The following is a 12079-nucleotide window of genomic DNA, read 5'->3' as shown; positions in this document are numbered from 1 at the left end:
AAGTGAGTGAAGTCCCAGGAAGTAATGAATTCGTTAGATGAATTAATAAGGCTGATTGAAGCTGATACAAATTAATTTTCCTTTCTTATTCAAATAAAGCACCCGTTACTTGTGTCAAAAAGAGTGAAAGTCACATTTTTAAATGTAGTTGAAGATAAAGAAGCATCTACCGCTGATACTACCTTACAACACTAATATGCAAATAAATAGGAGCTGATCATTCAGCCCCTAAGTGTTGTTCAACTATCGCATGCGATAGTTAAACAACACTTAACACTGGCGATTATGATCAATCAACTTCTATTTCAGATCGAGGGAAGATAGTGAAGTGTCAAGAATATTGGATTTTCAACCTAAAGGAATTTAATATATTAAAAATCCCAGTTTCTTAATTTTTTAATAAGAAGTTGGGATTTTTCTATTACTTTATTTATTAGCACGAGTATAGAAGATATTACATACATCTATATCCAATAAGAAGGTAATTGCTTCAGTAAATGCCATTTATTTTCATAAGTTTAGATAATAAATCATAAAAATGAATAGTCCACATTCATGCAAACCCAGTAACGGAAGGAATGATACAGTGTTGAACGATAATACTTACGACTTTATTGTGATAGGTGCAGGTACAGCAGGTGGTGTAATTGCAAAAAAATTATCAGATGACAAAATAACTTCTGTATTGGTCTTGGAACCAGGCACAAATATGGTTCCAGAGCTAAGCAGTCCTTCAGGTGCAGTATCCGGTGTTTTGTCTGCTGATAATAGGCATTCCTTTAATATATTTACAAATGTACAGCCCGCAATTGGGAACCAACAACTTAGAGTATCAGGCGGTAGAGCAATAGGTGGAAGCTCTGAACATAATGCCATGTATGCTGTACGGGGAAGCAAGGAACTTTATGATGAATGGGCACGCCTAGTTGGACCTCAATGGAGTTATAACAGTTTAAAGTCACTATTCAAAAAAAATGAAACCTATACTGGAAAGACTCAACAACCAGAAGAACGAGGTAAAAAGGGCCCTATTTTTATCAGACAACAAATTATTCCTAAGGATGGGATTACCGTTACATTAGCAAAAGCAACATCAGAAATATTAGATATTCCCATAGTCGAGGATTACAATACTGGTATTAGGGATTGTACTTTCTTTAAATCACAGTTTTTAAATAAGGAAGTAAATGGAAAATTTGTTCGCTCATCTACTGCAACTGGATATTTAAATAGTAAAATAGTGACACAAGGAAATGAGTTCCATCCAGATGAAATTGGAGTTGGCGGCAGAGAGTTAGTTATTTTGGTAAAAACAACAGTAAATAAAATTCTATTTAAGCAAGATGGAAAAATTCAAGTTGCAGTTGGAGTTGACTTTGTCAGAAATGGCAAATCAAATAAAGCATTCGCAAAAAAGGGAATAATTCTTTGTGCAGGCAATTTATCTTCTGTTATATTACAACGTTCGGGAATTGGGGACCCGGATGATCTGAAAAGAGCAGGTATAGAAACTTTAATTTACAGTCCAAATGTAGGACATAACTTTCAAACCCAATTTACAACCGGATTGGGAGTTGAAGTTAAAACCGATCGGATTTTAGAACTCATGGCTGCAGACCCAGACAATCCAATTACACTAGGTGCATTTAATGCAGATCGTGGTAAAGGAGGGCGTCGCCTTCAAATAATAGGATCACCAGCACCAACGTTTCTTCCTGCCTCAGAGGTATTGGAAAATAATTGGGATTTCGATCCTAAAAAGAAAAGCAATATCATAAGTTTTGGACTTTTTGACGATAACCCAAAAAGCAGAGGTACTATTATGGTCTCACACAGCGATCCTGAGGCATATCCTTCCATAGACCTTAATCCTCTTGGAGATGCAGATGACCTGAATTTCATGGTTGATCAGTTTATTGAGACCCACAACATTATGAAGAAAGCACGTGAAATCGATCCTGAAGGAATATTCAAAGTCGTATTCCCGCCTGAAATTATCTTTGAGATAAAAAATATCGAAGAAAAGCGTAAAAAATTAGAAAGTTACGTAAGAGCCTCATATCGTAATGTTTTCCACTTTGGAGGTCAATGCAAAATGGCAAGGAGTGTTCGAGAAGGTGTCGTAGATGGCGAATTGAATGTTTTTGGAACAAAGAACCTAAAGGTGGCTGATCTATCGGTCGCACCTATTTTACCTGATGGGAATACTTCACTCCCTTCTCAAATTATCGGTTTAAATGCTGTACGATTCATTCAAGATTAAACTCCAATTTATCAATTATTTGGTGCTGGTTTTTAGCACCCTTTTTTATTCAACTTAGACTACGGTATCCTTTTTCATTAGCGTATAAGATAAACATTTTTTTACATAGATGAACTATAACCGTTATGAGACCATCAAAGGTTATACTGATTCTCAATATGAAGAAGCATCATTCATCGTGCATAAATAGAATTGTGAAGCTAAATAGTAGTTTATTTACAAAATTTCCCAAATTAAAAGGCGTATAACTAAAACAATTGATAATAATTTTTATATTATAATATTACATTTCTTGTTTTAATTTTTTACCAATATCACCTATTTTTAGAGAAACTTATTCTGTGAGTTTCTCTCTTTTTTTAGCCAACTAACGCATGCGTGTGCGGCCGAGCCTAGGTCGTGTCATATAACGGGTGGGATTCCCGTCGAGTAAGAACTAGCCATTCGCTCGTAGCGAGTCTTGGAGGGCTAAAGGTAACTTTAGTCTTTAAGCGTAGACAGTGAGGTAGCGGGCCGAAAGCCAAATGGTTGAAGGGATTGAGCTTCATAATGTTAGTAAATCGAGAGGGCTGGTGCTTTATGCATAGCAGAAAGCTACACTCTACCTTTCGGTAAGGCGAGAAAGGTAAAGCCTCTCTGGAGTCATAGACCTTGGCACGTTATACATTGATATGATACGGCAACTCGGGAGACCCTACCGGTCTTTTCTTTTTTTTAGAAGAGTATGGTGTACAAGCGATAAAAAGTAAGGAAACCAAATGCCGATGGAGGAAAGGCTACTACCAGTTTATCACCCTTAATAGGGACACATTTACTACACACAGAGGTAGGTATAACAAATGGAAACAAAACTACTAAGGATAGCAGAATTAGCAAAATCTGATCCTAAAATGCAATTTACATCTCTAGCACATTTACTAGATAAGCAATCACTAATTCAATGTGATATTGAATTACCAAATAAGAAAGCAACTGGGATAAATGGCACAACTAAAGAGCAATACGGTGGTAATCTCGAAGAAAATATAGAGGATTTAGTAAGCAGCCTTAAAAACAAAAGCTTTCGCCCTGTTCCAGTTAGGAGAATGTATATTCCGAAGCTCAATTCGAAAAAGAAAAGACCATTAGGAATACCAGAACATGAAGATAAGATTGTCCAAAAAGGTGTTACGAAAATATTAAACTCTATCTATGAAATTGACTTCTTGGACTGTTCGTTCGGATTTCGCCCAAATCGTAGTTGCCACGATGCTTTGAAAATACTGAACTTCTATATTGAAAAGAGGTCAGTAAACTATGTTGTAGATGTAGACATAAAAAATGGACAAGCATACCTAGTAAGGTATGCGGATGACTTCGTGTGCTGTTTAAGGAAATCCTTCAAATGGGAGAAATACAGACTTTTCCTGAGCAAATTTCCACTACCCTCACCAAGGGTTAAGGTGAATATCTATGATTTAAGAAAAGAAATTAGCTACATTCTGTAAATGATTACTGGAGGAGCCGTGTGCATTAATAGTGCAAGCACGGTTCTGAGAGGGGGTGGAGTGCAATTTACCGCAAGGTAAAAAGACTCCATTCTACTCGACTAGTTGCATAACATGAAAAATTTATCGGTCTTTATTTTGATAACAGGCCAGTTTTAGTTTAATAAGAAATTTGCCTGCGAAAAAATATTAATTACAAATTTTACCAATTTAATTTATACTAAAGTTATAAATTAAGTTTTAAAGGAGATTATTATATGTCTGAAGAGCTAAATAAAGAAATTCTAAAAGAACTAAAAGCGATGAATGATAAACTTGAAAGTTTAAACAATGAACGAAAAAAAGGTTTATCGACTGTTGGTAAGTTTGTTGCACTTTTTCTTGGCTTTGGGTTAGTTGGTCCATTAGTTTCTTATATCGTAATCCCTTTTATAATCAAAATGTTTTATTGACACTTAGACGGTAATTCTACTTGAGGATGGGTTGAAAATTTAATATGTAAGGGGAGGGGACAATGACTTCGTTGAAAAAAGGATTGTGGTCAACGATTTTGAGTATTGTCGGAATTATATTGTTTATAGTGAGTTATTCAATTTCCGAGATCCCAACATATTGGGAAAAAGTCGTCATAGGAATATTTTTCTTCTCAGGAATTGCTTCTATGATAACAAGTATAATATTTGGTATCTTGGGTGTAAGGTCTAATGAAAAAGGCTTCTTAAAATATTTTGGAATGATAATTGTATTTCTCTTCGTTATAGGAGTGACCATTATCCCTGTGTTATTAATGGCTATATTTGGTTTTAGGGAACCATAAAGCAACAATTTTTACGAAAACAGACTTAAAAAATACTCTAGTTAACAACTATTCTTATACAACTAAATATTTTAATTTAACAGAGCCTACTAAAATAGAAAAAAGATGGTGAATAACCATCTTTTAAGTTTGTAGACAAAGTCCTATTTATGGAGTATAACTATCATTTTATTGTAACTTATTTAATTCTCTAAAAGTAGGAATTGCTTGTTTTAGCGCATGTAAAACAGCAGCACCAGTAAATGTTATAAAAGAAATAAATTCAGCTAATCCATATTCAACTTTCGATACTGGTACAATTAATGGCATTATGCCTAGGCATAGAAAAGCAGCACCAAATGCAAGCCATTTAAATTTTACAAGATCTGGATTTTGCTTATCATTTGATTCTTGTAAGGAAATAAAGAAATCTACAAAAAAATAAAAAAAGGAACTAATTGCAGCTGCAATCACAATATTATCCTGTGGATTAAAACACCAGATCATAAAGTAAGCAATAATAAAAATAGCAAATAAAAAATGCGGAGTTAAGAATACCGCCCATAATGCCTCGTTTTTTAAAACTTTTTGTGAATTCTCCAACAAAATCCCTCCTTATTTTTTTTATAATATCAAAACAAATAAATAAAAAGTGGCTTTTGCTGAATACTTAATATTTTAAATAAAATAATAATCTGTGTGTCTTCTAGTATATAGAAATTTACATAAAAGTAATAGAATGCGAATGTTTTATAAAACAGTTACACTATTTTTACATAACTACCTTTTTAAAAGCGAATTGTCATGACTGTTCAATTAGAATAGAACGGTTAATTATTAACAGTTGAAAATCACGAGTTGCTAGCAGTTTGTTTTTTATTCAAAAAAATAGCAGTATAGTTCAATTAGAATAATTAATTATATTATTGAATTAGGCATTAAAAAGGAGAAGAAAATGTCATTTGATTTAAAAATAAATTCAAAAAGAAGATATGAAAAGTTTATTGAAAGAGTTTCAAAGAGTAAATTAGTTTGGGGGTTGGCGAATGAAGATGGCTGGTGTGTATGTGATTCGAATGAATATGAAGATACAACTGTTATGCCATTTTGGTCAGATGAAGCTTATGCACGTCAATGTGCAATAGAGGGATGGTCGAATTATCAACCAACATCTTTACCTTTAGAAGCATTTATGAATAGCTGGCTTTACGGAATGAATGAAGATGGTTTATTAGTAGGTGTTAATTGGAATGCACAGTTAATTGGTTTGGAAATAGAACCAGCAGATTTATTTAGTCAATTACAACAAAAGAAAGCTTAGAAATAATAGGCTTGTTCAACTACCATGGGAGTACGATTTAAACTGCCATTCACTGTTGTGAATCTTTGATTCATGGATGGCTAACGCATGCGATTCTTCAATAGAGGATCGCTTTTTCTTATTCAACAAAATGGCAGGATAGTTGTATAAGGTATTTAACAATATATCAAAAATGTAATTTATAATTACATCAGTTTAGTCTATTATTGAAGTAGAAATTTAACATTGGAGATAAGACGTTGGGACAAAAACTAAGAGATTTCATTGATTTTTTATTATTCAAGGTTGGAGCTAAAAACAATATTGGAACGACAACATTTGCGCAATTAAAAATTGAACCTGAATATACAAATATCGATTTAGAGAACAAACAAGTCACTGGTGTAGTTAGATATAAAGAGAAAATATATTTAACAGTTATTGTTGATGTTCAAAATAATATAACAAAAGTTCAAGGGAATTTACGTGGGATTTCTAAAATAGTAAAACCATTTAAGAAGAGAAACTATATTGAAATGATTGAATCTGAAGCTGAATTTTTAATTGAAAACAAAATTATAAATCCTAATGAACTTTAAATCTTTATGATTTTACCTTATTCAACTAACGCAATGCTTTAGTTGAACAATATGATCGGCTCTTTAGCCGATTTTTTTTGTGGAACTAAATGGCAGTTTAGTTGGATAAGGAAATTAGTGATAAAATGAAATTAAACAATTATTTACTAGGGGTACTCAGAAATGAATAATAAAGAATTCGAAGCAGTTATTAAACTACCAGCAAATATTAGATATGAATATTTCATAAAAAAAGTTGCCGATTATGAAGAGGTTTGGGCGTTGTACGATGATGGTTTTGTTACTGCTTCTGATGAAAAAGGTAATAAAATTCTTCCTTTCTTTCCTAAAAAAGAATTTGCTCAAAACTATGCAAAACTTGAGTGGGCTAATTGTAAACCAATCACCATTGAGTTAGATGATTTTATAAATAAGTGGCTACCTGGAATGGAAAAAGATGAAATCAAACCTGCAATTTTTCCAGTAGATAATAAATTTGCAGTAATTGAATATGAATTACTACTCAGAGATTTAGAAAATGAACTTGAAAATTATTGAACTAACTAATGCTTATGTTACAGAGTAGAGGTGATTTATTTATGAGATTAAGTTCAAGACCACAAACAAGCATAAGACAGGTCTCAAAATGTTTTAGATTATTGTATCCTCTTGAGGACCAAGTAAATAATCAAATACAGCAATTTGTTAAAGTTTCTAATAAAATAGAAATAGTACAAATATTTTTTGATACAGAAATTATTGATGATAATTATGTGAAACTGTTTAAACTTAGGGACAAGATTTTGCAAGTTGAAACGTCACTAAATTGGGAAGAGTTCTCCAATTTGAATAGTGTAGATCAAGAACTTTCCTTTATAAGAAAATTGCAGAAAGTAACAATTGAAGTAGCAAAAAAATATAAGTTGGATCTTGAACAAATAGAATTAGCTTTTTCAATTATATTAGAAAAGATAAAAGAAAATTAAATTTCTTATTGAACTAACGCATGCGTTAGTTGAACAACTGGGAGTTACTTTGGTAGTTCCCTTTTTATTGTACAAATTGGGAGTTTAATTGATGAAGATTTGAAACACAAATTTGGAGTAATATGGTAGGAATTTAATTAGAAAATCATTTAAATTATTAATTAAGGAGGTAGTTGTTTGTTAAAAAAATTAAAGAATGTTTTTGCGCTACTTACATTTGTTTTAGCAGTATATGCTTTAATAACAGATAGTTTTGTTGTAATGCCTTATACGTTATTCTTCTTAGGAGTAACGTTATTGATAATGGGTATGCAAGAAAAACGTAAGCCTCTTAATTATGCATTTTTCCTTGTATCTGGGCTTAATATATTCGTTTCTATTAAGTCATTCTTATACAACTAACGCATGCTTTAGTTGAACAAGAACAACCAAAGACACTTTATTGTGTTTATAAATTTTGCACAAAATTAAATTGAGTGTTTACTTTAATGAGAAGCTGAAAATTCGACTTATATATAGTAACCTTGCAAACAAATTCAAAAAATGCTATTCTAAAGGTGAATTATTTTTGTTCGGTGTAAAGGATAATATTAGTAAAACTTTTCGTCTTGATGATCACTGAGAGCAAGGATAGTAATACATTGTGTGTACTAACACACTAGGAGTGAACAAACATGGAAAAAGGTAAAGTAAAATGGTTTAATGGCGAAAAAGGCTTCGGTTTCATCGAACGTGAAGGTGGAGAAGACGTATTCGTTCATTTCTCAGCTATCCAAGGCGAAGGGTTCAAAACATTAGATGAAGGTCAAGAAGTGACTTTTGACCTTGAGCAAGGTCAACGTGGAGCACAAGCAGCTAACGTTCGCAAGGCTTAATTATAATAACTAACATGGACAGGCTCTTAATTTGAGTCTGTTTTTTATTTTTCTAAAAAAACAAAAACCCCACTCACTAATGAGTAGGGAACAGAATACAGAAAACAGAAAACAGTAAATCAAATGGTAAACAAAGTGTAACACATAATTTGTAGGATTCCTAATTTCAATCAACCTACCATGTAAGAACGTAATTTTCTTACATTGCCTGTGGTGAAGCTCTGTTTTTTGGTTGGTTAACGTGTGCGCTTCTTTAAGAAGAAACAATCTTTTTAATACTAATTTAACTAGAAATGATCTTCAGTAAACGGGCGCTTTAGTTGAACAACGTAGACTACTTCAGTGGTCTTTTTTTATTAAAGTAAATGGCAGATTAGTGGAATAAGGAAAAATCTCCAAGCAAATTGTATAATTATATAAAAGGGGTGATTTCAATTTGGAAAGCGTTCCGAAAGTGCAAGAAATATTACTCGAAGAAAGTCTATTTTTTTAATCGATCGGATCTATTTAAAATTCAATTTGTTCAACGATTAAAAAGCATCCAATTTAATTGGATGCAAACTTAAGTATTCCACTTAAAAAGATTGAATCTTCTAAATGCGTGCACTCTTTTAGCTTGATTTTTCCATCTAGTTCTAGTTCTTTAGCCAGTTTTTCAATCATATTTTTATCATTTCCCAAGGGATTTTTAATGTTGATTAGAAAGTAATTTCCTCTTGTTGCAAGTCGAAGGTTCTTTAATAGACTCTCTTTACTCATTTTCACATCTCCCTTCTAAATTATATTAATTCGACACAAAAGAGGTTTTGTCCTGTAATCTCATTTAAACTACAAATTTTATGTAGAATTTATTTATTTGAACTCCATAGTATATAACGTCAAAAATTATCATACATTGTCAATACACATAGTAGGGGGAATAATAATGGACTCAAATAATTTACGTGAATTAGAGTATGCAATAGATGAAATTACTGAAATTGCAAAAGGATTTGGGCTTGAATATTTTCCAATGAGGTATGAAATATGCCCATCCGATATTATTTACACGTTTGGTGCGTACGGAATGCCAACAAGATATTCACATTGGAGCTTTGGAAAAAAATTCTATAAGATGAAGTTGCAGTATGATCTAGGATTAAGTAAGATTTATGAATTAGTGATTAATTCTAACCCATGTTATGCATTTTTACTTGATACCAATAGCCTGATTCAAAACAAATTGATCGTTGCCCATGTACTCGCTCATAGTGATTTCTTTAAAAATAATGTGCGTTTTAGCAATACAAATCGAGATATGGTAGAAAGCATGGCAGCAACTGCTGAAAGAATTAAACAATATGAACAAAAATATGGAAAAAAGTTAGTAGATGAATTTTTGAATGCAGTTATAGCTATCCAAGAACATATTGACCCTTCTATTGTAAGAAATAGATTAACGTGGCAATTAGAAGATGATGTGATTATCCCCCTTCCTCGAGTAGGACCATATGATGATTTATGGAATTTGGATAATAAAAAAGAAAATATTGCTCCTGTAAATCCTCGAAAAAAGAAATTCCCACCACAACCTGAAAAGGATCTTTTACTATTTATTCAACATTTTAGTCGTGAATTAGAAGAGTGGCAACGAGACATTTTAACAATGTTACGAGAGGAAATGGTATATTTTTGGCCACAGCTCGAAACAAAAATTATGAATGAGGGATGGGCTAGTCTTTGGCATCAACGTATTATGCGAGAGTTAGATTTAACTTCAGGTGAATCAATTGAATATGCAAAATTGAATGCAAGTGTAGTACAGCCCTCGAAAACAAGTATAAACCCTTACTATTTCGGACTAAAAATGTTTGAGGATATTGAAGATAGATATAACAATCCATCTGAAGAAATGAAAAAAAATGGGGTGAAAGTTGGTTCTGGAACTGAAAAAATTTTTGAAGTACGTGAGCTTGAATCAGATACTAGTTTTATTAGAAACTATTTATCAAAAGAATTTGTGATGAACAAAGACTTGTACTTGTTTAAAAAACATGGAAAAGAATATAAGATTAATGATAAAAGTTGGGTGAATGTACGTGATCAATTAGTAAATATGCGTACGAATGGAGGATATCCTTATATTACCGTAGATGATGGGGACTATCAAAAAAAAGGTGAATTGTATTTAAAGCATTCATTTGAAGAGATTGAATTAGATGTTAAATATCTAGAGAAAGTTTTACCATATTTATACCAATTATGGGGAAGAACGACTCATATTGAAACAAGGATGGATGGAAAAACTGTATTATTTAGTTATGACGGAATTAATGTAAATCGTAAAAATTTGTAAACACCTGTTTAGGCGTTTATTTTATTTTAGCTATTTCTTAAACGTTGTTTACAGCATAGTACATTAACTAACTCATGTTAGCAATGTGATAGGGCGTTCCAATTATGAATAAGCTTTAATAATATGAAACACGCTTTAGTTGAATTACATGATCGGCTGAATAGTCGATTTTTTTTATGGAACTTTATGGCAGAATAGTTGAATAAGAAATTGCAATTTTCATGAGTCTTTTGATTGATTAATACTTTTTGGTTTAATGATAAAATTAAAATCATTGTACAAATATAAACGGTACCAATATGATTTGGAGAAATTTCAAAAATAGAATACGGAGAAACAATATGAAAAAACTTTAAACATATTTGTTATTTTAGGTCCTATGTTCTTTACTTTTTCATTAAACTTTGGGTTTTATTGGGTGAAATTTTCAACTTTTATTTATGCTTTAATCCTTATAATGCACGCAATAGTTAATGTTCCTAATAAATTAGATAGTTTTATTCTATCTACAATAGGCGTAGTTTTACTGATTGGACTATATTTTAATAATATAATATCTATTTATGGATTGTATTAGGATTATTATCAATTATTATTGGTGTAACAAGAATAGTTATTATTTTAGTAAGCATGAGAAAAAAAGGTATCTTCTAATTTGAATTGGTAGATTATTGGAATAAAAAGGTAACCGGTATTTTCTGTCGAATAATAATTGTTGATAAAAATGATTAATTGAAATGAAGAGGTGCTATTTTTGATTGCTCAATTTGCGAACTTATTAAGTAAAAACACATTTATTGAAAGAGAGAATTTGTTTAAAAATGCAGATGTTGTTTTATATCATCCGGGTCATTTTCCAGAGCTAAACAAACAAATTCTAAATTTGTATAAAAAAGAGTCCTTTAAAAAAATTATGAAACCGAGCGTTTATAACAATCATCTAAAAGAAGAAGAATACAAATTTCATAAAGAAAAATTAGTTGAGTTCGGGATTCCTGACAACTAACGCAGTGCGTTAGTTGTATAAGAGTTTCTAAAGGTTGTCTAATTAGACAACCTTTTTTAGTTCAAAAATCATCAATTAAATTTAAAGAGCCTTGCGTATTGATGGTAAATTCCACTTGATTTTTTGTATTCCATTTATTCAATTGAATGTTGTCGGTCCATGAAATATGTGAATTTTTCATCCATCGCTTGCAATTTATTTTCCATTGACTGCATTCTTTGGTCTAATGATTTGATTGCGTCCGGGTAGTTACGAGTAGAGGGCGATAAGATAAAAAAGCATCCTTACTGGATGCTCTTGATTTCTGTCACAATTTCGTTGTGTTCGGTGATTAATCTTTTCAACTGTTCTTCGAGATGAGGGTCGTTTTTCTTCGCTAAGATGATCTTGACGATATCGATCGCTTCGCGCGTCTTCATTAATTCTTTTTGCAATTTTTCGACTGCATTCAAT

The 12079-nt window shown here is 31.9% G+C and carries 14 protein-coding genes; 12 read left to right on the top strand and 2 right to left on the bottom strand.

Annotation, left to right across the window (positions count from 1 at the left end):
• The first annotated feature begins 538 nt into the window (after positions 1–538).
• From BED47_RS15045 to BED47_RS15030, 4 genes are all read left to right on the top strand, one after another.
• Positions 539–2263: a GMC family oxidoreductase gene (locus BED47_RS15045; RefSeq protein ID WP_084006942.1), complete on the top strand. Its 1725-nt coding sequence runs from the start codon at positions 539–541 to the stop codon at positions 2261–2263.
• Positions 2264–3102: 839 nt separating this feature from the next.
• Positions 3103–3750 (top strand): reverse transcriptase domain-containing protein, encoded by a 648-nt coding sequence (locus BED47_RS15040; RefSeq protein WP_069034341.1) that lies wholly within the window; start codon positions 3103–3105, stop codon positions 3748–3750.
• Between the two features lie 257 nt (positions 3751–4007).
• The gene (locus tag BED47_RS15035; RefSeq protein ID WP_069034340.1) at positions 4008–4202 is read left to right on the top strand and encodes a hypothetical protein; all 195 of its coding nucleotides are present in this window, start codon (positions 4008–4010) and stop codon (positions 4200–4202) included.
• A 62-nt stretch (positions 4203–4264) separates the two neighbouring features.
• The gene (locus tag BED47_RS15030; protein ID WP_069034339.1) at positions 4265–4567 is read left to right on the top strand and encodes a hypothetical protein; all 303 of its coding nucleotides are present in this window, start codon (positions 4265–4267) and stop codon (positions 4565–4567) included.
• 168 nt (positions 4568–4735) lie between these two features.
• Here the strand turns inward: BED47_RS15030 and BED47_RS15025 are convergent, their stop codons facing one another.
• Positions 4736–5149, bottom strand: a complete 414-nt coding sequence (locus BED47_RS15025) for a hypothetical protein (protein ID WP_069034338.1) — start codon at positions 5147–5149, stop codon at positions 4736–4738.
• A gap of 352 nt (positions 5150–5501) precedes the next feature.
• Between BED47_RS15025 and BED47_RS15020 the strand changes: the two genes are divergently transcribed.
• The 6 genes from BED47_RS15020 to BED47_RS14995 all read left to right on the top strand — a co-directional run bounded on the left by BED47_RS15020 (position 5502) and on the right by BED47_RS14995 (position 8285).
• The gene (locus BED47_RS15020) at positions 5502–5867 is read left to right on the top strand and encodes a DUF2750 domain-containing protein (protein ID WP_069034337.1); all 366 of its coding nucleotides are present in this window, start codon (positions 5502–5504) and stop codon (positions 5865–5867) included.
• Between the two features lie 239 nt (positions 5868–6106).
• Positions 6107–6445 carry a hypothetical protein gene (locus tag BED47_RS15015; protein ID WP_069034336.1) on the top strand — a complete coding sequence of 113 codons (339 nt, stop codon included), beginning with the start codon at positions 6107–6109 and terminating at the stop codon, positions 6443–6445.
• Positions 6446–6607: 162 nt separating this feature from the next.
• Positions 6608–6982 (top strand): DUF2750 domain-containing protein, encoded by a 375-nt coding sequence (locus BED47_RS15010; RefSeq protein ID WP_069034335.1) that lies wholly within the window; start codon positions 6608–6610, stop codon positions 6980–6982.
• 41 nt (positions 6983–7023) lie between these two features.
• Positions 7024–7410 carry a hypothetical protein gene (locus tag BED47_RS15005; RefSeq protein ID WP_069034334.1) on the top strand — a complete coding sequence of 129 codons (387 nt, stop codon included), beginning with the start codon at positions 7024–7026 and terminating at the stop codon, positions 7408–7410.
• A gap of 177 nt (positions 7411–7587) precedes the next feature.
• A complete protein-coding gene (locus BED47_RS15000; protein WP_069034333.1) occupies positions 7588–7812 on the top strand; it encodes a hypothetical protein in 225 nt (74 codons plus the stop codon).
• Between the two features lie 272 nt (positions 7813–8084).
• Positions 8085–8285 (top strand): cold-shock protein, encoded by a 201-nt coding sequence (locus BED47_RS14995; RefSeq protein WP_069034332.1) that lies wholly within the window; start codon positions 8085–8087, stop codon positions 8283–8285.
• Positions 8286–8831: 546 nt separating this feature from the next.
• On the opposite strand, the gene BED47_RS14990 is transcribed toward BED47_RS14995, so the two are convergent.
• The gene (locus BED47_RS14990; RefSeq protein ID WP_069034331.1) at positions 8832–9044 is read right to left on the bottom strand and encodes a hypothetical protein; all 213 of its coding nucleotides are present in this window, start codon (positions 9042–9044) and stop codon (positions 8832–8834) included.
• 166 nt (positions 9045–9210) lie between these two features.
• On the opposite strand from BED47_RS14990, the gene BED47_RS14985 reads away from it, so the two are divergent.
• Positions 9211–10620 carry a SpoVR family protein gene (locus BED47_RS14985; RefSeq protein ID WP_069034330.1) on the top strand — a complete coding sequence of 470 codons (1410 nt, stop codon included), beginning with the start codon at positions 9211–9213 and terminating at the stop codon, positions 10618–10620.
• 754 nt (positions 10621–11374) lie between these two features.
• Positions 11375–11626, top strand: coding sequence for a hypothetical protein (locus BED47_RS14980; protein ID WP_069034329.1), 252 nt, complete (start codon positions 11375–11377; stop codon positions 11624–11626).
• Positions 11627–12079 lie beyond the last annotated feature (453 nt).

The organism is Gottfriedia luciferensis, assembly GCF_001712755.1.
Taxonomy (GTDB): Bacteria; Bacillota; Bacilli; order Bacillales; family Bacillaceae_G; genus Gottfriedia; species Gottfriedia luciferensis_B.
This window is presented reverse-complemented; position numbering and strand designations above follow the sequence as displayed.